The organism is Pseudomonas sp. JQ170C, from assembly GCF_035581345.1.
Classification (GTDB): Bacteria; Pseudomonadota; Gammaproteobacteria; order Pseudomonadales; family Pseudomonadaceae; genus Aquipseudomonas.
The window spans coordinates 3,800,742-3,823,976 of the sequence record NZ_CP141608.1; the positions used below are offsets into that span (position 1 = coordinate 3,800,742).

Sequence of the window (23,235 nt, forward strand, 5' to 3'; positions counted from 1 at the left end):
CAAGAATTTGCTTGGATATTAGGACCGCCTTCGTCAATGCACAAGCCGCAATGGCGCTTCAGGCTTCGCGTCGGTCGGCCACCCTGAGCGCTGCCCACAGCCGCGCACCGAAGACATTGACCAGCAGCCCCGCCATCACCAGCAACGCCCCCCAACCCTGCATCGGGCTCAGGCGCTCGTCCAGCAGCAATGCCGAAGAACTCAGGCCCACGACCGGGACCAGCAACGAGAACGGCGCCACCTTGCCGGCCGGGTAGCGCGACAGCAGGTAACTCCACAAGCTATAGCCCAGCATGGTGGCGACAAACGCCAGGTAGGCCAGCGACAGGATCGAACTCCAGCCAATACCGCGCAGGGCACCCTCGATCAGCTCCGGCCCTTCCAGCCACCACGACAGCGCCAGGAACGGCAGCGGCGGAATCAGCCCGCCCCAGATCACCAGAGCCACCAGGTCGATGTTGCCGAACCGCCGGGTGATGATGTTGCCCATGGCCCACATGGCGGCCGCGCACAAGGTCAGGATCAAGGCGAAAAACGGCACGCTGGCACCGTTCTCGCTACCGATCAGGGCCAGCCCTGCCGCGGCGATCAACAGCCCCAGCACACTGGCCGCACGCAACCGCTCCCCGAGGAAGATCGCGGCAAAGAACAGGGTGAAGAACGCCTGCGACTGCAGTACCAGCGAGGCCAGTCCGGGCGGCATGCCATTGCCCATGGCCTCGAACAGAAAGGCGAACTGCCCGAGGGAAATGGTCGCGCCGTAGGCGATCAACCAGCGCCACGGCAACTGCGGGCGCTTGATCAGCAACACCGCCGGAAACGCCACCAGGGCAAAGCGCAACGCCCCCAGCAACATGGGCGGCAGGCCATCCAGGCCCACCTTGATCACCACGAAATTGACGCCCCAGGCGATGATCACCACCAGTGCCAACAGCAAATCCTTTAATGGCATTGTCCCTACCCGCTTTTTGTAATATTTCGCAACATCATAGCGGCTAAACAGCGGGGAGTGGCTATATCGCCCACCTCGGGCCGGCCCTCCTAGCGCTTCGTCGAGGGAATGCGGTTGTCTGGCCGCGCGCGCTCCAGCTTGATGGCGATGAATTTGGACGTCGGCGTGTAGGTTCGGTCGCCGTAGCTTTCCAGTGGCACCAGCGGGTTGGTTTCCGGGTAGTAGGCCGCCGCCTGCCCGACGGGAATGTCGTAGGCCACCAGGGTAAAGCCGCTGACCCGGCGCTCGCGCCCATCCTCCCAGAGCGAGACCAGGTCCACCTTCTGGTTCGGCGTGAAGCCCAGGCGGCGGATGTCCTGCTCATTGGCGAACACCACTTCACGCAGGCCGAACACCCCGCGGTAGCGATCATCCAGGCCGTACAGCGTGGTGTTGTACTGATCGTGGGAGCGCAGGGTCTGCAGGATCAGGTCGGGCCTGTCGCCGCGCGCCAGCACCGCCTCATTGACCAATTGCGCGGGCAACGCACTGGGGCTGAATTGCGCCTTGCCCGATGCCGTCTTCCACTGCCTTGCCGCCGCCGCATTGCTCAGGTGAAAGCCACCCGGGTGCTGCAAGCGGGCATTGAAATCCTCGAATCCCGGCAAGGTGTCGGCGATCAGGTCGCGGATACGACTGTAATCGGCCACGGCCCAGTCCCAGTCGATAGGCCGGTCGCCCAGGGTGGCCTTGGCCATGCCGGCGACGATCCACGGCTCGGAACGCAACAACGGCGAATGCGGCTTCAACTGGCCATAGGACACATGCACCATGCTGAAGGTGTCTTCCACGGTGACGCCCTGCGGGCCCTCGGCCTGCACATCGACTTCAGTACGGCCCAGGCAAGGCAGGATCAATGCATCACGCCCGGTGACCAGGTGCGAGCGGTTGAGTTTGGTGGCGATGTGTACCGTCAGCTCGCAGTTGCGCAACGCCGCATGGGTACGCGGGGTGTCGGGGGTGGCCTGGGCGAAGTTGCCGCCCAGGGCAACGAATACCTTGGCGCGTTTTTCCTCCATGGCCTGGATCGCCAGCACCGCGTTGTGCCCATGGGCACGCGGCACCTTGAACGCAAAGCGTTGTTCCAGTGCATCGAGCAACCCGGTGGGCGGCTTCTCGTCGATGCCCATGGTGCGGTCACCCTGAACATTACTGTGGCCACGCACCGGCGACAGCCCCGCACCCGGCTTGCCGACGTTGCCGCGCAGCAATTGCAGGTTGATGATTTCCTGCACCGTCGGCACTGAATGCCGGTGCTGGGTCACCCCCATCGCCCAGCACATGATCACCCGTTCGGCACGCCGGTACATGTGCGCCGCCAGCTCGAGCTCGGCCAGGCTCAGGCCCGACTGCTCGACAATGTGCGACCAGCCGGTGGCATCGACTTCAGCCAGGTAGGCGTCCAGGCCCGAGGTGTGCTCGGCAATGAAGGCGTGATCGAACACCGCCGGCTCGCCCTTGGCCTGGGCTTCGCGCTCCCACTTGAGCAAGAACTTGGCGATGCCGCGCATCACGGCCATGTCACCGCCCAGGGCCGGACGAAAGTACGCCGTGTTGGTCGGCCGTGAGCCATTGCTGAGCATTTCCAGCGGATGCTGCGGGTGCTGGAAACGTTCCAGGCCGCGCTCCTTGAGGGGGTTGAAGCACACCACCTGGGCGCCGCGTTTGACCGCCTCTCGCAGGGGCTCCAGCATCCGCGGGTGATTGGTGCCCGGGTTCTGGCCGATGACGAAGATCGCATCAGCCTGTTCCAGGTCGTGGTACACCACCGTGCCCTTGCCCACCCCGAGGGCCTCGCCCATCCCTACCCCGCTGGCCTCATGGCACATGTTCGAGCAGTCGGGAAAATTGTTGGTACCGAACGCCCGCACGAACAGCTGGTACAGAAACGCCGCCTCGTTGCTGGCCCTGCCCGAGGTGTAGAACTCGGCCTGATCGGGCGATTCCAGTGCGTTGAGGTGCCGGGCGATCAGCGCGAATGCTTCCTCCCACGAGGTCTCGACATAGTGGTCAGTGGCCGCGTCGTAGCGCATCGGGTGCGTGAGTCGCCCCTGGTACTCAAGCCAGTAGTCGGTCTGTTCGGCCAGGGCGCTGACGCTGTAGCGGGCGAAAAAGTCCGGGCCTACGGAGCGTCCGCTGGACTCCCAGTTCACCGCCTTGGCGCCGTTTTCGCAAAACTTGACCCTGTCGCTTTCAGGCGACTCGCCCCAGGCGCAACCCGGGCAGTCGAAACCGCCATTCTGGTTGGTCTTGAGCATGGCCCGCAGGTTCTTGAACGCGTTGTCACTGCCCAGCCAGCTCTTGGTCACGCTTTTGAGCGCGCCCCAGCCAGCGGCCGGGCCATTATAGTGTTTGATGTGTTCGTCTTGACTCATCAGGTTAATCCTCGAGGTGCACGCAGCGGTTTGAACAATTTCAAGACAAAGCGCAGCCGCCCGGTTTAATTAACTGGCGTTATTCAAATAACAGTCAGTTGCCCACCGGCCACGCTTCAAGTTGTTCTACCGTTTCAGCCTATTGACCCTCTTGGCACACGTCCAATCGAAAGTAATGACAGACCGATCAAGGCTCTCTATCACGCCACAACCCACAAAATACGCGGCCTGCAGCCCTGATAGACGACACTTATCGGTTGGTCACTAAAAGCAATTTGACGCCCCCTCCCGTGCTACCTATGCTCGACACAAGTTGGACGGCTTATTTAATTAACGATCACACAATGCGTTCACCACCACGCCCCGTTCGCAATTAAAAGAGGTAATGGCAACCGTGAATGCAACTGACAAGACACTGGTCGACGGTTTCAATCGAAAGATTGATTACCTGCGTATGTCGGTCACCGACCGATGCGACTTTCGTTGTGTCTATTGCATGGCCGAAGACATGCAGTTCCTGCCGCGCCAGCAAATCCTCAGCCTTGAAGAGCTGTACCAGGTGGCCGAACGCTTCGTCGCCCTGGGTACCCGCAAGATCCGCCTCACCGGCGGTGAGCCGCTGGTGCGCAGCGGCATCGTCGAGCTGTGCGCACGCATCGCCGCCCTGCCGGGCCTGCGCGAGCTGTGCATGACCAGCAACGGCTCGCAACTCGGGCGCCTGGCCGGGCCGTTGTTCGATGCCGGCCTTTCGCGCCTGAACATCAGCCTCGACAGCCTCGACGCCCAACGCTTCAAGACCCTGACCCGCACGGGCGACCTGGACCAGGTGATCGCCGGCATCGACGCCGCCCGCGCCGCCGGTTTTCGTCGCACCAAGCTCAACTGCGTGGTGCTCAAGGGCCGCAACGACGCCGAAGTCACCGACCTGGTGCGCTTTGCCATCGACCGCGAACTGGATATTTCCTTCATTGAAGAAATGCCCCTGGGCGTCATCAGCGAACACCAGCGCAGCGAGTCCTACTGCTCGAGTGATGAAGTGCGCGAGCGTATCGGCGAGCAGTTCACCCTGATCGAATCGGCCGAATCCACCCAGGGCCCTTCACGCTACTGGCGCCTGGCCGAAGCGCCGCAGATCCGCATCGGTTTCATCTCGCCCCACAGCCACAACTTCTGCGCCAGCTGCAACCGCGTGCGGTTGACCGTCGAAGGGCGCCTGCTGCTGTGCCTGGGCAATGAACACGCCAGCGACCTCAAACACGTGCTGCGCGCCCACCCGGGCGACAGCGCCCGCCTGGACCAGGCCATTTGCAACGCCATGGCCCTCAAGCCCTATCGCCATCACTTCGACGTCAATGGCGATGTACAGATCCTGCGCTTCATGAACATGACCGGCGGCTGAGTGCTGTCGCCGCCGATAGGACCCCCATGATCGTTCACCCCAAGCCCAACCTGCTCAACGTCCTGATCAGCCTCAAAGGTTCCATCGCCAAACGCATCGCCCGGCGCACCTTCATGGTCACCGCGCTCGCCTCGTTGATTGTGCTGATCGAGAACCTGCACCCGGCGTTGTTTTCCAAGGTCAATGCCACTCCCTTCACCTTGCTTGGCCTTTCGCTGTCGATCTTCATGAGCTTTCGCAACAACGCCTGCTACGACCGCTGGTGGGAGGGGCGCAAAGCCTGGGGGCTGGTGATCATCGAAGTGCGCTCGTTCATCCGCGAGAGCTGCGTGATTGCCGACACCCGACTGCGCGAACAACTGCTGCTGGGCCTGTGCGGCTACGCCCATGCGCTCAACGCCCGATTGCGCGGTGAAGACGAACTCAAAGCGGCGCGCACATGGGTGCCGGACGTACACACCCTCGCCGACCACAACATCAGCGACGCCATCCTGCAGCAGACCGGCAGCACCTGCTCGCGGCTTGCCGAACAGCACACCATCAGCGAATGGCGCTACATGACCCTGGAGCAGCGCCTGCGCGGATTGTCCGAAGCCCAGGCCGTGTGCGAGCGAATCAAGAGCACACCGCTGCCCTTCCCCTACACCTTGCTGCTGCACCGCACGATCTACATCTTCTGCGTCCTGCTGCCCTTCGCCATGGCCCAACCGCTGGGTTGGCTGGCACCGATATTCACCGCGATCGTCAGCTACACCTTCTTTGGCCTGGACGCCATCAGCGACGAACTGGAAGACCCGTTCGGCCGTGAAGAAAACGACCTGCCCACCGATGCCATAGTGCGCACCATCGAGCGGGAGATCCTGACCGCCATCGGCCGCCCGGACCTGCCCGCGCCACTGCAGCCGGTGGACTTCGTCCTCACCTGATCAAGCCCCGCACACTCAATCAAGGTAGGAGCGGGCTTGCCCCGCGAGAAGCCGGTACAGCCAGCAAAATGGGTGTGGCCTGAACGATTGGTCGCGGGGCAAGCCCGCTCCTACAGGCAGCGGTCGTGGTGGCGCCCAGGCCTACGCCAGCAAACTGGCAAAGGGTATGAAGTCGAGCGAGTCGCCCGCCTTGAACGTGGCACCCACCGGCACCTCCAGCAGTCCATCCGCCCAGGTGGCACTGAGCAAGGTCCCCGAGCTCTGGTTCGGCTGCAGCACCGCTCGCCCTTGCTCGATACTGACGCGCAGGTACTCCTGACGCCCTCCCGCCTTGGGCCAGTCAAACCCGCAGACCACCGGCAAGCGCATCGGCTCGACCTGGGCGCGCCCCATGCGGCGCAGAATGTAAGGCCGGGCCAGCATCAGGAAGGTCACCAGCGACGAGCCCGGATTTCCCGGCAAACCAATGAACGGCACCCCATTGAAGTGAGCAAAGGTGAAGGGCTTGCCAGGCTTGATCGCCAGCTTCCACATCAGCACTTCACCCGACTCGCGCAACAGCGACCCTATGCAATCGGCATCCCCTACCGACACGCCGCCACTGCTGATGATCAAATCGGCGTTGCCTGCCCGCTCAAGGGCGGCGCGAATCAACGCCAGTTCGTCGTTGACCTTGCCCAGGTCGATGACCTCACAGCCCATGCGCTGCAACAACGACTGCAGTACCACACGGTTGCTGTCGTGGATCTGGCCCGGGGCCGGCACTTCGCCCTCGCCCACCAGCTCGTTGCCCGTGGACAGCAAGGCGACCTTGAGCCGGCGCACAACCGATACGCGATAGATACCCTGGCACGCCAGCACACCCAGGGCGACCGGGTTCAGCACCGTGCCTTTGCCCAGCAGCAACTGGCCGACAGCGGTCTCGCTGCCTTGCAGGCGAATGTTGGCGCCCTCGTGCAAGGTACCTTGCACGGCAATCCGGCCGTCCTCCAGCACCGTGCAGTTTTCCTGCATCTGCACGCAATTGGCGCCCTCGGGGATCGGCGCGCCGGTGAAGATGCGGGCACAGGTGCCCGGTGCCAGCGGCTCACCGGCCTGGCCGGCGAACAGGGTCTGGGATACCGGCAAGGGAAAACCGATGGCATCGACCAGGTTGAAGGCGTAGCCATCCATGGCACTGTTCGACCAGGCCGGCGCATCGACGATCGCCATCACGTCACCGGCCAGCACACGACCATCGGCGTCGGCCAGGCCCAGCGTCTCGACCGTGTCGAGGGGAGCACGCGCAGCCAGCGCCATCAGCTGGCCCAGGGCATCGTCAACCGCAAGTAGCGCAGGTGTACTCATTGGCGCGACTCACATGGCTGGCCAGGTTTGAGATGGGCGACAAAGTTGCACGGCCGGTGACGGGCATCGAGCTGCTCGGCAAGAATCCCCTCCCAGGCGGTGCGACAGGCGCCGGTGGAGCCCGGTACGCAGCACACCAGCGTGCCATTGGCCAGGCCCGCCAGGGCGCGGGATTGGACGGTGGAGGTGCCGATGTCCAGGATCGACAGGGCGCGGAACAATTCACCAAAGCCCTCGATGTGCTTGTCGAGCAGGCACGCGACCGCCTCGGGGGTGCTATCGCGGGCGGTAAATCCGGTGCCACCGGTCACCAGCACCACTTGCACCTGCTCGTCGGCGATCCAGGTCGCCACCTGGGCGCGGATCTTGTAGATATCGTCCTTGACCAGCTCACGCGCCACCAGGCGATGGCCCATCTCCACCGCACGGGTGGCCAGCAGTTCACCGGAGGTATCGGTCTGGAAGGTGCGTGTATCACTGACCGTCAGTACGGCAATGTTGAGCGGCACAAAGACCGCGTCCAGTTTCACACTCATATCGGTAGGCTCATCAAGGTTCATTATCCCTGGGCAAACTAGTGTCTAACATCAGGGCCGTCCAATCGACAGTTCCCAACACCCCATCGACCTCGTCTATTGGCAATCCACCGCTCTGGACCGGGCCTGATCGACCTCACCTATCAGCCGTTCACGATTTCTCATTGGACGATTATCCGTGCCATCGGCAACACTGGACCATCGCTTCGATCAATTGCCGGGCCGTGCCATGGACATCAAACAACTCAAGTTTCTCATCGCCCTGGACCAGACCCGCCACTTCGGCCAGGCCGCCGCCCTGTGCCACGTCACCCAGCCCACCCTGTCGATGCGCCTGCGCAACCTGGAAGACGAGCTGGACCTGGTCCTGGTAACCCGCGGCCAACGCTTTGAAGGCTTTACCGAAGCCGGTGAACGTATCCTCGCCTGGGCCCGCACCCTGCTGGCGGCCTATGACGGCCTGCAGGCCGAAGCGGCCAGTTGCCGCGGGCAGATCGTCGGCAGCCTGCGTCTGGGGATGGTGCCGCTGTCGAGCATCAACCCCATGAGTTTTCTCACCCCGCTGGCCCAACGTTACCCTGAACTGCAATTCCAGCTCTCGTCCCTGAGCTCGGAGCAGGTCATCGATGGCTTGAGCCGCAACCAGCTCGACCTCGGGATCTGCTACCTGGACCAGATCAACACCGCCTTCTTCGAGGTGATCGAGCTGGGCTCCACCAGCATGGGGCTGCTGTACGACACCCGCCACTTCCAGTTCGACCAGCCCGAACTGCCATGGGACCTGATCAGCGACCTGCCCCTGGGGATGCTCTCCAAGGGCATGCACTATCGCCAGTCGGTGGACCTGAGCTTCCGCAGCCGGGGCCTGTACCCCAAGCCTGTGCTGGAGAGCGACTCCACCTACCAATTGATCCAGGCGATCTGCACCGGCATCTGCTGCGCCATCATGCCGCTCAACTGCGGGCTGGACGATTTGAGCGAACACATCCGCATCGTACCGATTGCCAGTGCCAGCGTGCATGCGCCCATCGGCCTGTTGCTGCGCCGCAGCGAACCGCGTTCGGCCCTGGCGGAAAAATGCTTTGCCGAGGTCAAGGCCCTGCTCGACACGCCATGACAGCAAGCGCCCGGCTCAAGGCACACGCTGCGCCAGGTCTTCGAGCAGGTCGGCCGAAGGCACGAAAAACAGCCCCCCGGTGACCGCCGTGCTGAAATCCAGCAGGCGGTCATAGTTGCCCTCGGGGTTGCCGACAAACATGTTCTCGAGCATCCGTTCGATGGGCTCCGGGGAGCGTGCGTAGCCGATGAAGTAAGTGCCGAATTCACCGGCACCTGGCCGGCCGAAGGGCATGTTGTCGCGCAGGATCTTAAGCTCCTCGCCGTTGCTGTCGGTGATGACGGTCAGGGCACTGTGCGAGCAACTCGGCTTCACCGACTCGTCCAGTTCGATATCCGACAGCTTGGTGCGCCCGATCACCCGCTCCTGGGCTTCGACCGACAACGCATTCCACGCCGTCATGTTGTGCAGGTACTTCTGCACCAGCACATAGCTGCCCGCCTTGAACGCCGGATCTTCATCGCCAATCAAGGTAGCGCTCTGGGCCTTGCGCCCTTGCGGGTTCTCGGTGCCATCGACAAAACCGATGATGCTGCGCATGTCGAAGTAGCGAAAGCCCTGCACCTCATCGACCACCGTGACCGCATCGCCCAACGCCTGCATCAACTGGGTGGCCAGTTCAAAGCACAGGTCCATGTGCTCGGCGCGAATATGCAGCAACAGGTCACCCGGGGTCGCCAGGGCCCGGCGCTCGGCCGGGCCGAACTCACGAAAGCCGTGCAGACTCGCCGGGCGCGGCTGGCCGAACAGTCGATCCCAGGCACTTGCCGCAAAGCCACACACGCACGAGAGGTTGCCGCCCTGGGAGCGCGTGCCCACCGAACGGGTCAGCCCGGCGACGTCGGCACACCAGCCGCGTACCTGTTCGGCCGCCTCATCGCCAGGGTTGAGGGTTACCACGAGGTAGATCGCACTGCGGGTGATCGGGCTGCACACGGCTTGGGGTTCAGGCATCGAATCAGGCATGGCGGCGCACACTGTCGGGCTGAAAACCTGCAGCCTAGCAGAGCGGAAAACTTTCGACACATTCACTTGACCGTAATTGTATATACATGCTCATATCGGCTGGCGTCACCGCCCCCGCGTCCGGCCGGTGACCCGACCGCTCGACAACAACAATATGCGGAGATCCACAGCAATGACCCAGGTCAGCGCCTCGCGCAGCAAACCCTTGATCGAGCGTCGCTCGATCGACTACATCCCGGAAAACGAACGGCACGGACGCCTGTACAGCCAGTTCACCCTGTGGCTGGGTGCCAACCTGCAAATCACTGCCATCGTCACTGGCGCCCTGGCCGTGGTGCTGGGCGGTGATGTGTTCTGGTCGTTGATCGGCTTGCTGATCGGCCAACTGGCCGGCGGTGCGGTCATGGCCCTGCATGCAGCCCAAGGCCCCAAGCTGGGCCTGCCGCAGATGATCTCCAGCCGCGTGCAGTTCGGTGTGTATGGCGCGGCCATCCCGATTGCCCTGGTGTGCCTGATGTACCTGGGTTTCACCGCCACCGGCACGGTGCTCTCCGGCCAGGCCATCGGCCAGTTGCTGAGCGTCAGCGACAGCACCGGGATTCTGATCTTTGCCGCGGTCATCGTGCTGGCCACGGTGTTCGGCTACCGCGTGATCCACTGGATCGGCCGCATCGCCAGCGTGCTGGGGATCATCGCCTTCGTCTACCTGTTCAGCCGCATCATGGCCATCGCCGACATCAGCCAGTTGCTGGAAAACCGTCACTTCACCTGGGCGTCTTTCCTGCTCGCGGTGTCGCTGTCGGCGTCCTGGCAGATCGCCTTCGGACCGTACGTGGCGGACTACTCCCGCTACCTGCCAAGCAGCACCTCCTCGTTCAAGACCTTCCTCGCCGCCGGCCTGGGTTCGGTGATCGGCGCCCAGGCATCGATGATCCTCGGGGTGTTTGCCGCCGCCATCGCCAACGGCCAGTTCTCCGGGCGTGAAGTGGCCTACATCGTCGGCCTGGGGGGGACCGGTGCCACCGCTGCGCTGCTGTACTTCAGCATTGCCTTTGGCAAGGTGACCATCTCGACCCTCAACTCCTACGGCAGCTTCATGTGCATCGCCACCATCATCAGTGGCTTTCGCGGGCACATCGACGTCACGCGGCGCCAGCGCCTGTTCTTCGTCCTCGCCATCGTGGGTGCCTCGACCGTGGTGGCCCTGCTCGGCCAGCACTCGTTCCTCAGCGCCTTCAAGTCGTTCATCCTGTTCCTGCTGACCTTCTTCGTGCCCTGGAGCGCGGTCAACCTGGTGGACTACTACTTCATCACCAAGGAGCGCTACGACGTACCGGCGCTGGCCGACCCCAAGGGTCGCTACGGACGCTGGAACATGCCCGGCATCATCGTCTACACCGTCGGCGTGCTGGTACAGATGCCGTTCATTTCCACCAAGCTCTACACCGGCCCGATGGTCGCCTACCTGGGCGGCGTGGACGTGTCGTGGATCATCGGCCTGGTGGTACCGAGCGTGCTGTACTACCTGGTAGCCCGTGGCAAGGCCGCCCATGCACCGGCGCGGATGATCCTCCCAGACCCCGTGCGTTCCTGAGCCAAACCCCTCGTTTGCCCACCGCCCCGGCGGTGGGCAAGCACCGTTCGGCGCCCCAATCATTAACGACATATTTTTATGCTGTAATTGATTTTGTAGGCCACTTCACCCCTCGAGGGTACTGCCATGAAAATCAAACTGCCCCTTGTACTGCTGCTCGCAGCCTTATGTACGCTCCCCGCCCTGAGCCCCGCCGCCCAAACCACCCCGCCCCCGGCCGACTCGGCCGCCCTGACCACCCGCCTGGCCCTGCGTGACCTGTGGGTGGAGCATATTTTCTGGATTCGCAATTACGCCCTGGCCAACCAGCTGGGTGATCGCCAGCAAGCCGAAGTCGCCAGCCAGGAAGTGGTCAGCAACGCCACCGCCATTGCCAACAGCATCGCCCCGCTCTACGGCCAGCCCGCCGCGGACCAGCTGCTGAAACTGCTCGGCGGGCACTGGGGCGCGGTCAAGCACTACAGTGATGCCAGCGTCAGCCAGTCGGCCAGCGGCAAACAGGCCGCCGTGGCCGAGCTTTCCAGCAATGCCAAGGCCCTGGCCAAGTTCCTCGCCACCGCCAACCCCAACCTGCCGGAATCGACGCTCAACGCCATGCTCGCCGCCCACGGCGGTCACCATGTCGCGCAGATCGACGAGTTCGGCAAAAAGGACTACAAGGCAGAAGCGGTCACCTGGAAACACATGCGCGAACACATCCTGGGCCTGGCCGACGCCCTGACGGCGGCATTGGTCAAGCAGTTCCCGGACAAGTTCTGAGTGAGGTCAACCGATGTTTGAAGGCTTGGGACGCACCCAGCAGGATCTGCTCTCGGCGCTGCTGTACACGCCCGACGGCATGAGCATTGAAGAGCTGGCCGGCCAGCTGGCGGTCACCCGTACGGCGGTGCGTCAGCACCTGTCGGCGCTGGAGCGCGACGACCTGGTAGTGCGCGGCGAGCTGCGCGCTACCGGCCGGCGCCCCGAGCAGTTGTACCGCCTCAGCCGGCAAGGCCAGGAGTTGTTCCCGCGCCACTACCACCTGCTGGCCAACTTGCTGATCAGTGAGGTAGCCAGCCTTATCGGCCATGAGGCATTGGTCAGCCTGATGCGCAGCCTTGGCGAAAAAATGGCGCGGGACCTGAGCGCGACCCGGCTCGACGAAGCACAGATCGCTGCCCACATGAAGGCAGTCGGCTACGAGGCCGAAGTTTTTTTCCGCTCAGGGGGCCCTGCGCAGATCGTCGCCCATAACTGCGTGTTCCATCAGCTGGCCGAGGCTCACCCGCAAATCTGTGAGCTCGACCTGGCGCTGATAGGCCGCTTGGGCGGTGGGCAGGTGCAGCACCTGGAATGCATGCTGCGCGGTGGACAGGTGTGTCGCTTTCAATTGACGCGCGACGCCTCATAGTTTGGCGATCGACACCTCGGTGGATTTGACGAAGGCAATCACTTCACTGCCCACCCGCAACTCCAGCTCATGCACCGAGCGGGTGGTGATCACCGAGGTGACGATACCGGCGGAAGTCTGCACATCGATCTCCGAAACCACCGGCCCTTCAATGATCTCCTTGACCGTGCCCTTGAACTGATTGCGTACGTTGATCGCCTTGATGGTCATGTGCTGCTTCCTCGTTCTGGATGCACTGCCGCGCAGTGCTTGAGGTGCAGAGTGCGCCGGGACAAATAAAATTAAAAAGAATAAATATTCACTTGATTAGAACTGTAGGGAATATAAGAAACGGCATATCAAAAGACCTATAAGTTATTTATTTTCAGTTTTTTAGATCATTTAGCATCAGTGCATCTCTCGAAGCCCCAGTGAGCGCACCTTGCATATCGCCCCCTCAACCCCATTGCAGACGGCCCGGGCCCTGGCCAGTGAATTTGCCCGCACCGTCGTCGAACGCGACCGCCAGGGCGGCACGCCCAAGGCCGAGCGCGATGCCATCCGCCGCAGCGGCCTGCTCGCCCTGAGTATTCCCCGGGAATTCGGCGGCCTGGGCGGTAGCTGGACGCAGACCTTCGAGGTGGTGCGCGAATTTGCCCGGGTCGACAGCTCCCTGGCCCACGTCTTCGGCTTTCACCACCTGATGCTCGCCACCGTGCGCCTGTTCGCCACACCCGCGCAGTGGCAGCCCTGGTTCGAGCTGACCGCCCGCAAACACTGGTTCTGGGGTAACGCCCTGAACCCGCTGGACACCCGCACCGTGGTCAAGGACCACGGCAGCTATCGCGAATTTTCCGGCAAGAAGAGCTTCTGCTCCGGCGCCAGCGACTCACAAATGCTGATCGCTTCAGCCGTGGACGAAGCCGCCGGCGGCAAGCTGCTGATCGCCGCCATTCCCAGCGGCCGCAGCGGCATCACCCTGCATAACGACTGGCACAACATGGGCCAGCGCCAGACCGACAGCGGCAGTGCCACGTTCGAGCGGGTGCGGGTGGAGGAAAGCGATCTGCTGCTCGACCCCGGCCCCCTGAGCACGCCCTTTGCCTGCCTGAGGCCGTTGATTGCCCAGTTGCATTTCGCCCATGTCTTTCTCGGCATTGCCGAAGGCGCTTTCGAGGAAGCGCGCCACTACGTCCTGAACGAGTCGCGGCGCTGGTTCAAATCCCCGGTCGAACAGGTGCATCACGACCCCTTCGTTCTCAATCATTTCGGTGACTTCTGGGTACGCCTGCAGGGTGCGCGAGGCCTGGTCCAACAGGCCACCGCCGCGCTGGACGAAGCCTGGAGCAAAGGCTCGGCGCTCACCGCCGAGCAACGCGGACGCCTGGCGGTCACCATCGCCACCGCCAAGGTCGCCGCCAGCCGCGACGGCCTGGAGATTTGCAGCAAGGTCTTCGAGGTCACCGGTGCCCGGGCCACCCAAGCCTCGGTGGGGCTCGACCGCCACTGGCGCAACCTGCGTACCCAGAGCCTGCACGACCCGCTGGACTACAAGCTGCACGAACTCGGTGAGTGGGCCCTGAAGGGGCAACTGCCGACTCCGACCTTCTACTCATAGTGTGACCGCCATGCAATTGTTGACCCTCCCGCCCTCACCGGCCCTGGCCACCTCGATCCGCGCCACTGCGCAGGTGTTCGAGGACCCCAAGTCCCGGGCTCTGCTCGCGCACCTGCACCAGGTCGCCCCCAGCGAAGCCAGCGTGCTGATCATCGGCGAGACCGGTACCGGCAAAGAGCTGGTGGCCCGCCACATCCACAACCTCAGCGGCCGACGCGACAAACCCTTTGTCGCCGTCAACTGCGGCGCGTTCTCCGAGTCGCTGGTAGAGGCCGAACTGTTCGGCCATGAAAAAGGCGCCTTTACCGGCGCCCTGGGTGCCAAGGCCGGGTGGTTTGAAGAAGCCAACGGCGGCACGCTGTTCCTCGATGAGATTGGCGACTTGCCCATGGCCATCCAGGTCAAGTTGCTGCGCGTATTGCAGGAGCGCGAAGTGGTGCGCCTGGGGTCGCGCAAAAGCATCCCCATCGATGTACGGGTACTGGCGGCCACCAACGTCCAACTGGAAAAAGCCATCAACGCCGGGCACTTTCGCGAAGACCTCTACTACCGCCTGGACGTAGTCAGCCTGGAACTGGTGCCCCTGCGCGAACGGCCCGGCGACATCCTGCCGCTGGTGCGCCACTTCATCCAGGCCTACAGCCAGCGCCTGGGCTACGGCGCGGTGAGCCTGAGCAGCGAGGCCGAGGCCAGGCTGCGCAGCTATGGCTGGCCGGGCAACATCCGCGAGTTGGAGAACGTGATCCACCACACCCTGCTGATCTGCCGCGACGGCGTGATCCGCCAGCAGGACCTGCGCCTGTCGAACCTGCGCATCGAACGCGCCGACGACAGCAGCGACTGCGACGACTCGGCCGAAGGACTGCTTGAGCGGGCCTTCCAGAAACTCTTCGAGCAAGCGCCTGGGGCCTTGCATGAAAAAGTCGACGACGCACTATTGCGAGCGGCCTACCGCTTCAGCCACCACAACCAGGTCCACACCGCCAACCTGCTCGGGCTCAGCCGCAACATCACCCGTAGCCGCCTGATCAAAATCGGCGAACTGGCGGTAAACCGACGGCGGCCGGCCGAGACTGTTCAGGGAGAGCGCGTCCTGAACCTCTCCATCTAAACCGGGTACGACCTGAACCGCGCCCACTTCATGTAGGAGCGGGCTTGCCCCGCGAAAGGCCGTCACAGAATTCACCATCCCGCCAGCCGCACCCCATCGCGGGGCAAGCCCGCTCCCACAGGAATACACCCGGTAGGAGCGGGCTTGCCCCGCGAGAGGCCGTCACAGAATTCACCATTCCGTCAGCCACAGCGCATCGCGGGGCAAGCCCGCTCCTACTGATACACATCCCGCCCCGCCTCCGGCGCCAACCGGCGGAACACCAGCGCCGACGCCATGCACACCAACGCGCACACCCCCATCACCGTCGCGATGTCCCCCACCCCGACCTGCTGCTCGCCCTTGAAGCTCATCAGCGCCCCCAACAACGAAGCCGCGATGCCCACCGACAGGCTCATGGTCAGTTGTACCGTGGCCGCCGACAGGCTGCTGGCCCTGCTGTGCAACCGCGCCGGTACGTCGGCATAGGTCAGCCCGCCCATGGCACTGAATTGCAGCGAGCGGATCAACCCACTGCAAAACAACACCAGCACCACCAGCCAGTACGGCGTATCCAGGTCGAAGCGGGCACAGGCCAGCAGGCTCAACCCGGTCATCAGCGAGTTGAGGCTCAAGGTCCGGCGAAACCCCAGGCGCCTTACGATCCGTACCGCCAACAGCTTCACCACAAAGGCCCCCACCCCACCGGTGAAGGTCAGCAGCCCCGCCTGCAACGGACTCAAGCCAAAGCACAGCTGAAACAACAGCACCATCAGGAACGGCTGCGCCGCCGTCCCCAGGCGAAACAGGTTCCCGCCCCAAAAGGTGAGGGCAAAGCTGCGCACCCGCAGCGGCGAAAAATCCAGCAAGGGCTGCGCGCACCGCCGGGCATGGCGTAGATACAGCAACGCCGCCAGCACCCCGAGCACCAACAGCACCACCACCCAGCGGCGCGCCAGCAAGCCGTGGCCCAAGGCCTCGAAGCCGAACACCAATGCCGCCAGGGCGATGCTGCTGAGCAACAAGCCGCGCCCATCCAGCGGCCGATCGCGGGCGCCCGGGTAATCCGGGATATGCCGCAGCACCAGCCAGATGCCCAGCACCCCGATGGGCAGGTTGACCAGGAAGATCCACTGCCACGACAACAGCGTGACCATCAGGCCGCCCAGCGGCGGCCCGAGCATGGGCCCGATCAGGGGCGGGATGGTCAGGTAGGACATGTTGCGCAGCAGGTCTTCACGGGGCGACCAGCGCAGCAGGATCATCATCCCCACCGGCACCATCATCGCCCCCGCCGCCCCCTGGCACAGCCGCGCCAGGCACAGTTGCAACAGCGAGCCCGCCATTGCGCAGGCCAGCGACGACAGGGTGAACAGCACCATCGCCAGCACGAACAAGCGCCGTGGCCCGAAGCGATCCGCGGCCCAACCGCTGACCGGCACCGCCAGGGCGGCGGCCAGCATGTACAGCGACACCACCAGGTTCATCCGCACACTGGGCACACCGAACTCCACGCCCATCTGCGGCAAGGCGGTCATCACCACGGTGGCGTCGATCAGCTCCATCAAAAACGCGCAGCCGATGATCACCGGCACCCGCCGCGAGGTACCGGCTACCGGGACCAGGGGCGGCGCCTGCAGCGCGCCCAAGTCAAAACAGCCCCGAGGTCGGCGGGGGCGTGTCGGTCAAGTGCCAGGCCCCCACCGCCGCCGCTTTCCAGTGACGCGGGTTGTGGTTGGCGACGGTGCGGGCATTGCGCCAGTGACGGTCGAGGTTGTGGCTGCGCCCGGTGGTCGAGGCGCCGCCGACATCGAACAGCAACTCACCGGCCTTGAGCGCCGACTCGGCGGCAATGTACTGCGCCTGGGCGACATCGATGGCAGCCTGGTCGACCAGCGCCGGGTCAAGCCCGGCCGCCCAGGCCCGGTCGATGGAGGCCGCCGCGCGCAGCACCACCGCTTCGGCAGCAAAGGCGCGGGCGGCGATGTCGCCGACGCTCTGTTGCACATAGGGGTCGTCTACCGAGCGGCTGGCGCTGCTGTGCTTGATCGGGCGGGCATGCTCGCGGGCAAAGCGGGTGGCATCGTCCAGGGCATTGCAGGCGATACCGGCCTGCACCGTGGCCAGGAACAACTGCAAAAACGGCGTGACGATGGTGCGCTTGCCCTCCTCCACGGTGCGCGTGCGAATCTCGTCGGCATACACCCGCACATCGTTGAGCCGGGTGGTGCCACTGGCCGTCAGGCGCTGGCCCATGGCGTCGAAATCGTCCAGCAGCTCCAGGCCCTGGCGGTCACGGGGCAGTACGAACGACACCGGCTCGTCGTTCTCATCCAGGGCCACGGCACTGACCCAGTCGGCATACAGGGAACCTGTGCTGTAGTACTTGCTGCCGCTGGCCCGGTAGTGCTCGCCGTCACGCACGATGCGCGCGCTGATCGCGCCGTTGACGCCGCCCACTTCCCAGCCGGCATTGCCCAGCACCGCACCGTCCAGGTAGCGGGCGAACCAGCGCTGGCGCTCGGCCTCGGCACCCTCGGCACGGGACGCCAGCAGCCCCTCGACAAAGCCGAAGCCGGGGCGCAGCGCCTGGGCGACGTTGGAGTCCACCGAGGCAATGCGCAGCAGCAGGCCGATCACGTCGCTGACGCTGCCCCCCGGCCCGCCGTGGGCCTCGGGGATGCGGCAGGTGTAGAGCCCGGCCTCGGCAATCTGGCGCACGGCGTCATAGGGCAGCTGGCGTTCGCGCTCACGTTGCGCGGCACCGGCGCCGATCAGCGGCAGCAGGTTTTCGGTGTTGCCCTTGAGGTCCTCCAGATGACGACGTTGGGTCCGGGGTACTGCAGATAAACCAGGCATAAAGCGTCCTTGTAGAAGTCGAGTGAGTCAGATCGCCAGGCGGAGAAATTCAAAGCTGGTGCGCCTGCCGCTTTCCAGGTGCGGGATGGCATCGAGCAAGGCGCGGGTATAGGGGTGTTGCGGACGGTCGAAGACATCGCGCACCGGGCCGGTTTCCACCGCCACGCCGTCTTTCATCACCAGCACCTGGTCGCTGACATGGTTGATCACCCCCAGGTCGTGGGAGATGAACAGGCACGCCAGGCCCAGGCGCTGCTTGAGGTCGTCGAGCAGTTCGAGGATCTGCGCCTGCACCGACACATCCAGGGCCGAGACCGGCTCGTCGCACACCAGGATCTGCGGCTGCGCCGCCAGCGCCCGGGCAATGGCGATGCGCTGGCGCTGGCCACCGGACAGCTCGATCGGACGACGCTCCAGCAGGCCCGCATCAAGGCGCACCAGCTCCAGCAGCTCCAGGGCCCGGGTGTGCCAGCTGGCGCGCAGGTGGCCGGCCACTTCCAGTGCCTCGAACAGCACCCGCTGCACGGTGTAGCGGGGATCGAAGGAACTCAGAGGGTCCTGGAACACCACCTGGATGCTGCGGCGCAGCTGACGCTTCTCAGCCTCCGGCAGGCTCAGCCAGGGTCGGCCCTTGATCTGGATGTCGCCGCCATCGGGGATTTCCAGGCCGAGGATCATTCGGGTCAGGGTGGTCTTGCCCGAGCCCGACTCGCCGACGATGCCCAGGGTGCGCCCCTTGTGCAGTTGCAGCGACACCCCGTCGACCACCGTGCGCAGTTGCCCGTCCGGGCCCTTGAAGGCTTTGCTCAGGCCCTGCACCTGCAACAGCGGCGCGGTGGTTTCCACCGGCGCCTGGACCACCGCCGCCAGTGCGGGCACCTGGGGCCGGCGAAAGTGAACGGCCGCACCGGCCTTGAGCAGGTACTGGGTGTAAGGATGCTGGGGGTCCTGCAGCACCGCCTCGACGCTGCCCTGCTCGACGATCACCCCGTTGTGCATCACCGCCACCCGGTTGGCCAGGCGCGACACCACCGCCAGGTCATGGCTGACGATCAGCATCGCGGTGCTGTCGCCACGCAGCGATTCGAGCAGGTCCAGCACCTGGGCCTGCACCGTGGCATCCAGCGCCGTGGTCGGCTCGTCGGCAATCAGCAGGCGCGGGTTGCAGGCAATCGCCGAAGCGATCAGCGCCCGCTGGCGCAGACCGCCCGACAACTGCCAGGGATACTGTCGCGCCCGCAGCTCAGGCGACGGCACGCCCACCAGCTGCAGCAACTCCAGCACCCGCGCCTGGCGCTGCTCGCGGTTCAGTGCGCTGTGCAGTTGCAGGGGCTCTTCGATTTCCTTGCCCACCGGGCGCAGGGGGTCGAGCGAGCCCAGGGCGTCCTGCATGACAAAGCCGATCTGGGCGCCGCGCACCTGGCGCCAGGCGCGCTCGGAGAACTCACGCAGGTCCTGCCCGGCAAAGGCCAGGCGGCTGGCCTGGACCTGGGCATGGGCGCCGGTGAGCCCGGCCAGGGTGCGCGAGGTGACGCTCTTGCCCGAGCCGGACTCGCCCACCAGCGCCAGGCACTCACCGGCCTGCAGGCTGAAACTGATGCCCTTGAGCACGGGCGCGCCTTGCGCGAAACGCACCTGCAAGTCGCGCACATCGATCAAGGGTTGCAGCGGTTGGATGCGGGCGTTCATAGGCGTTTACCTTCATTGCGGCGCAGCAGTTCGCGGCCGATGGCGGTGATCGAAACCACGGTGAGGGTGATCGCCAGGGCCGGCCAGGTCACCAGCCACCAGGCGTTGGCCAGGTAATTGCGGCCGATGGCGAGCATGCCGCCCCACTCGGGTTCGGGCGGCGGCGCGCCAAAGCCGAGGAAGCTCAAGGCGGCACCGGCAACGATGGTGCTGCCGATGCCGATGGTGGCCAGGATCAGGATCGGCTTGATGGCGTTGGGCAGCACATGCCGCCCGATCACCTGGCGACGTGCCAGGCCCAGGGTGGTGGCCGCCTCGACGTAGCCGGCACCCCGTACCACCAGGGTTTGCGCGCGCACCAGGCGGGCATAGCGCGGCACGCTGGCGATGCCCACGGCGATGATGGTGTTGACTGCGCCCTGGCCGAAAAAGGTGATGATCACCAGCGCCAGCAGCAGGTCGGGAAACGCCAGCAGCACGTCCACCAGGCGCATCACGGCGCCATCCACCCAGCGCGGTCCCAGCCCCGCCGCCAAGCCCAGCACGGTCCCCAGCAACAGGCCCAGGGCGGTGGCGCTCAAACCCAGCACCAGCGAGGGGCGCACCGCATACACCAGCCGCGCAAGAATGTCGCGGCCGTTCTCGTCGGTACCCAGCCAATGCAGGCTGCCCGGTGGCTGGAATGCCTGACGTGCGCTGGCCTCCAGCGGGTCGGCCGACACCAGCCAGCCAGGCGCCAGCGCCGCCACCACCAGCAACGCGACGAACAGCGCAGCCAGCACCAGGCCCGGCCGCACGGCCAGTTGTTGCAGCTGCCGACGCCGGGCGCCGAAGCGCGCCTGGGCCTGGATCAGGCCGGCGCTGGGCAACACGGCCGCAGTTGAATTGATCGGCGCCATCGGGCACCTCCACAGACATTGGGTTGGGGTTCAAGGCGCCGGGTTGGGGACCTGGCGATGGATCTGCTCGATGCGCGCCAGGGTTTCCGGGTCGAGCTTCACGTCCAGCGCGCCCAGGTTGTCGGCCAGTTGCGCCAGGCTGGTCTGCCCGGTCAGGGCGCTGCTGACGAAGGGCTGGTTGATGACAAAGGCCAGGGCCAACTGCGCCGGGCTCAGACCGCGTTCGGCGGCCAGGTCCACATAGGCTGCGATGGCCTGGTGGGCGCCGGGGCTGTCGTAGCGATTGAAGGTGCGGTACACCGACGACAGCCGCGAGCCCTCGGGCAAGGCGCCGTTGAGGTACTTGCCGGTCAGGGCACCGAAGGCCAGCGGCGAATAGGCCAGCAGGCCGAGGTGCTCACGCTGGCTGAACTCCGAGAGGCCGCCCTCGTACAGGCGATTGAGCAGGCTGTAGGGGTTCTGGATGCTGACGATGCGCGGCAGGTTCTGCTCGCGGGCCTGACGCAGGAACTCGGCCACGCCCCAGGGCGTTTCGTTGGACACGCCGATATGGCGGATCTTGCCCGCCTTCACCTGCTCGGCCAGCACCTGCAGGGTTTCGCCGATGCTCACGGTCTGGGCGTCGTCGGCCCCATAGGGGTATTCACGCTGGCCAAAAATATTGGTGGTGCGGTCCGGCCAGTGCAGTTGGTAGAGGTCCAGGTAGTCGGTTTGCAGGCGCTTGAGGCTGCCGTCCAGTGCCGCGACGATATTGGCGCGGTCGTGGCGGGTGCGTCCGTCGCGGATATGCGCGCCCGCACCCGGTTGGCGCGCCGGGCCGATGATCTTGCTGGCCAGTACCACCTCACTGCGCCGCCCGGTCCTGGCCAGCCAGCTGCCGATGAAACGCTCGGTGCTGCCCCAGGTTTCGGCGTGGGTGGGCGTGGGGTACATCTCGGCGGTGTCGATCAGGTTGATGCCGGCGTCCAGGGCCGCATCGAGTTGCTGGTGGGCGTCGCTTTCGCTGTTCTGGTGGCCCCAGGTCATGGTGCCAAGGCCGAGGAGGCTGACCTGGATATCGCTGTTGCCCAGTGTGCGTTTGATCATGATGAGTCCGTGTGCGATAGGGGAAGTCAGACAGCCGCGGCTGCCCGTTGGTATTGGCTGGCCGGGTACGGCAGGCCCAGGTGGTCACGCAGGGTGCTGCCCTGGTAGTCGTGGCGGAACACACCGCGCTTTTGCAGCAGCGGCACCACCTCATCGACGAACACCTCGACACCGGAAGGGAACATGTCGGGCATGATGTTGAAGCCGTCGGCGGCGCCGGCACGGAACCAGTGTTCCAGGGTGTCAGCGACCTGCTCCGGGGTGCCGACTATCAGCCGGTGGCCCACCAGAATCCGTCGCGACAGCTCACGAATGGTCAGGTTCTCCCGGCGCGCCAGGTTCAACTGGGCTTCGAGAAAACCATGGGAGCCGCGCTCGAAGGCATTGACCGGGCCGATACGCTCCCAGGGCAACGGCGCATCCAGCTGCAACTCGCTGACCGCCAGCCCTACCCGCGCGGCCACCTGGTTGATCAGCCCTTCTTCGCCGTAATAGGCATTGAGCTCATCGAAGCGCGCCTGGGCCTCGGCCTCGGTGCTGCCGATCACGGTCGACAGCCCCGGCATGATCTTCAGGTGCTCGGGGTTGCGCCCCCACTGGCGGGCGCGCTGCTTCATCTCCTGGTAGAACGCCAGGCCATCGACCAGGGTGGTCTGGGTGGTGAAGATCGCATCGGCATAGCGCGAGCCCAGGGCCTTGCCGCCTTCGGAGGAGCCTGCCTGCACCAGCACCGGCCGCCCCTGGGGCGAGCGCGGCAGGTTCAGCGGCCCCTTGACCGAAAAGTGCTGGCCGACAAAGTCGATGGCATGGACCTTGGACGGGTCGGCAAAGCGACCGCCCTGGGCATCGCCGATCACCGCATCGTCTTCCCAGCTGTCCCAGAGCTTGAGGGTCACGTCGATGAACTCGTCGGCCCGGGCATAGCGGTCGACATGCCGCGGCGCCCCGGCCAGGCCGAAGTTCTGCGCGGCTGCATCGCCGGCATTGGTGACCACGTTCCAGGCGGCGCGACCGCCGCTGATATGGTCGAGTGAGCTGAAGCGCCGGGCCAGGTTGAACGGGTCGTTGTAGCTGCTCGAGGCCGTGGCGATCACGCCGATATGGCGGGTAGCCAGGGCCACGGCGGTGAGCAGCACGGTCGGCTCCAGGCGCCCGGCGGGCTGCTGGGCAATGTCACCGGCCAGCGCCGGGCCATCGGCAAGAAAAATCGCATCGAGCTTGCCGCGTTCGGCGATGCGGGCGATGTTGCGGTAGTACTCGACATCCAGGTAGGCGTCGGCGGCCACCTCGGCCTTGCGCCACGCCCCGGCGTGGGCGCCGAAGCCGAGGATGTTCATACCGATGCTCATCTGTGCGGTGGACTGGCTCATGGCA

General features: G+C 64.9%; 20 protein-coding genes. 8 read left to right on the forward strand and 12 right to left on the reverse strand.

The window, feature by feature from the left end; all coding sequences use genetic code 11:
* Nucleotides 1-58 precede the first annotated feature (58 nt).
* Together U9R80_RS17200 and U9R80_RS17205 are read right to left on the reverse strand one after the other, a co-directional pair.
* Nucleotides 59-952 carry an EamA family transporter gene (locus tag U9R80_RS17200; RefSeq protein ID WP_301842974.1) on the reverse strand — a complete coding sequence of 298 codons (894 nt, stop codon included), beginning with the start codon at nt 950-952 and terminating at the stop codon, nt 59-61.
* Nucleotides 953-1,041: 89 nt separating this feature from the next.
* A complete protein-coding gene (locus U9R80_RS17205) occupies nt 1,042-3,366 on the reverse strand; it encodes an FdhF/YdeP family oxidoreductase (protein ID WP_301842975.1) in 2,325 nt (774 codons plus the stop codon).
* Between the two features lie 385 nt (nt 3,367-3,751).
* Here U9R80_RS17205 and moaA point away from each other — a divergent pair, with 385 nt between their 5' ends.
* Together moaA and U9R80_RS17215 are read left to right on the forward strand one after the other, a co-directional pair.
* On the forward strand, nt 3,752-4,765 hold the full coding sequence (gene moaA / locus U9R80_RS17210) for a GTP 3',8-cyclase MoaA (RefSeq protein WP_301842976.1): 1,014 nt from the start codon (nt 3,752-3,754) through the stop codon (nt 4,763-4,765).
* Between the two features lie 26 nt (nt 4,766-4,791).
* The gene (locus U9R80_RS17215) at nt 4,792-5,691 is read left to right on the forward strand and encodes a bestrophin family protein (protein WP_301842977.1); all 900 of its coding nucleotides are present in this window, start codon (nt 4,792-4,794) and stop codon (nt 5,689-5,691) included.
* A gap of 141 nt (nt 5,692-5,832) precedes the next feature.
* On the opposite strand, the gene U9R80_RS17220 is transcribed toward U9R80_RS17215, so the two are convergent.
* Both U9R80_RS17220 and moaB read right to left on the reverse strand, forming a co-directional pair.
* The gene (locus U9R80_RS17220) at nt 5,833-7,038 is read right to left on the reverse strand and encodes a molybdopterin molybdotransferase MoeA (RefSeq protein ID WP_301842978.1); all 1,206 of its coding nucleotides are present in this window, start codon (nt 7,036-7,038) and stop codon (nt 5,833-5,835) included.
* On the reverse strand, nt 7,035-7,574 hold the full coding sequence (gene moaB, locus U9R80_RS17225; RefSeq protein ID WP_301842979.1) for a molybdenum cofactor biosynthesis protein B: 540 nt from the start codon (nt 7,572-7,574) through the stop codon (nt 7,035-7,037). The genes U9R80_RS17220 and moaB overlap by 4 nt, the downstream gene beginning before the upstream one ends.
* Before the next feature lie 229 nt (nt 7,575-7,803).
* On the opposite strand from moaB, the gene U9R80_RS17230 reads away from it, so the two are divergent.
* A complete protein-coding gene (locus tag U9R80_RS17230; protein WP_301842998.1) occupies nt 7,804-8,691 on the forward strand; it encodes a LysR family transcriptional regulator in 888 nt (295 codons plus the stop codon).
* A gap of 15 nt (nt 8,692-8,706) precedes the next feature.
* On the opposite strand, the gene U9R80_RS17235 is transcribed toward U9R80_RS17230, so the two are convergent.
* Nucleotides 8,707-9,657 carry a Dyp-type peroxidase gene (locus U9R80_RS17235; RefSeq protein WP_301842980.1) on the reverse strand — a complete coding sequence of 317 codons (951 nt, stop codon included), beginning with the start codon at nt 9,655-9,657 and terminating at the stop codon, nt 8,707-8,709.
* 172 nt (nt 9,658-9,829) lie between these two features.
* Here U9R80_RS17235 and U9R80_RS17240 point away from each other — a divergent pair, with 172 nt between their 5' ends.
* The 3 genes from U9R80_RS17240 to U9R80_RS17250 all read left to right on the forward strand — a co-directional run bounded on the left by U9R80_RS17240 (nt 9,830) and on the right by U9R80_RS17250 (nt 12,641).
* The gene (locus tag U9R80_RS17240; protein WP_301842981.1) at nt 9,830-11,251 is read left to right on the forward strand and encodes a purine-cytosine permease family protein; all 1,422 of its coding nucleotides are present in this window, start codon (nt 9,830-9,832) and stop codon (nt 11,249-11,251) included.
* A 126-nt stretch (nt 11,252-11,377) separates the two neighbouring features.
* Nucleotides 11,378-12,010 (forward strand): hypothetical protein, encoded by a 633-nt coding sequence (locus tag U9R80_RS17245; protein WP_301842982.1) that lies wholly within the window; start codon nt 11,378-11,380, stop codon nt 12,008-12,010.
* A 13-nt stretch (nt 12,011-12,023) separates the two neighbouring features.
* Complete coding sequence (locus U9R80_RS17250; protein WP_301842983.1) at nt 12,024-12,641, forward strand: helix-turn-helix transcriptional regulator; 618 nt, start codon at nt 12,024-12,026, stop codon at nt 12,639-12,641.
* On the opposite strand, the gene U9R80_RS17255 is transcribed toward U9R80_RS17250, so the two are convergent.
* A complete protein-coding gene (locus U9R80_RS17255; RefSeq protein WP_010227092.1) occupies nt 12,636-12,851 on the reverse strand; it encodes a TOBE domain-containing protein in 216 nt (71 codons plus the stop codon). The two genes, U9R80_RS17250 and U9R80_RS17255, sit on opposite strands and share 6 nt — an antisense overlap.
* Before the next feature lie 211 nt (nt 12,852-13,062).
* Here U9R80_RS17255 and U9R80_RS17260 point away from each other — a divergent pair, with 211 nt between their 5' ends.
* Both U9R80_RS17260 and U9R80_RS17265 read left to right on the forward strand, forming a co-directional pair.
* Nucleotides 13,063-14,238: an acyl-CoA dehydrogenase family protein gene (locus U9R80_RS17260; RefSeq protein ID WP_301842984.1), complete on the forward strand. Its 1,176-nt coding sequence runs from the start codon at nt 13,063-13,065 to the stop codon at nt 14,236-14,238.
* 10 nt (nt 14,239-14,248) lie between these two features.
* Nucleotides 14,249-15,349 carry a sigma-54 interaction domain-containing protein gene (locus tag U9R80_RS17265; RefSeq protein ID WP_301842985.1) on the forward strand — a complete coding sequence of 367 codons (1,101 nt, stop codon included), beginning with the start codon at nt 14,249-14,251 and terminating at the stop codon, nt 15,347-15,349.
* A 215-nt stretch (nt 15,350-15,564) separates the two neighbouring features.
* Here the strand turns inward: U9R80_RS17265 and U9R80_RS17270 are convergent, their stop codons facing one another.
* From U9R80_RS17270 to U9R80_RS17295, 6 genes are read right to left on the reverse strand one after another with little or no spacing between them, the layout of a single operon-like run.
* Nucleotides 15,565-16,977 (reverse strand): MFS transporter, encoded by a 1,413-nt coding sequence (locus U9R80_RS17270; RefSeq protein WP_301842986.1) that lies wholly within the window; start codon nt 16,975-16,977, stop codon nt 15,565-15,567.
* Nucleotide 16,978: 1 nt separating this feature from the next.
* The gene (locus tag U9R80_RS17275) at nt 16,979-18,187 is read right to left on the reverse strand and encodes an acyl-CoA dehydrogenase family protein (RefSeq protein WP_301842987.1); all 1,209 of its coding nucleotides are present in this window, start codon (nt 18,185-18,187) and stop codon (nt 16,979-16,981) included.
* A gap of 27 nt (nt 18,188-18,214) precedes the next feature.
* Complete coding sequence (locus U9R80_RS17280) at nt 18,215-19,876, reverse strand: dipeptide ABC transporter ATP-binding protein (protein WP_301842988.1); 1,662 nt, start codon at nt 19,874-19,876, stop codon at nt 18,215-18,217.
* Nucleotides 19,873-20,775, reverse strand: a complete 903-nt coding sequence (locus U9R80_RS17285; protein WP_301842989.1) for an ABC transporter permease — start codon at nt 20,773-20,775, stop codon at nt 19,873-19,875. The genes U9R80_RS17280 and U9R80_RS17285 overlap by 4 nt, the downstream gene beginning before the upstream one ends.
* Nucleotides 20,776-20,805: 30 nt before the next feature.
* Nucleotides 20,806-21,861 (reverse strand): NADP(H)-dependent aldo-keto reductase, encoded by a 1,056-nt coding sequence (locus U9R80_RS17290; RefSeq protein ID WP_301842990.1) that lies wholly within the window; start codon nt 21,859-21,861, stop codon nt 20,806-20,808.
* A 26-nt stretch (nt 21,862-21,887) separates the two neighbouring features.
* Nucleotides 21,888-23,231 (reverse strand): LLM class flavin-dependent oxidoreductase, encoded by a 1,344-nt coding sequence (locus U9R80_RS17295; protein ID WP_301842991.1) that lies wholly within the window; start codon nt 23,229-23,231, stop codon nt 21,888-21,890.
* Between the last annotated feature and the right edge of the window lie 4 nt (nt 23,232-23,235).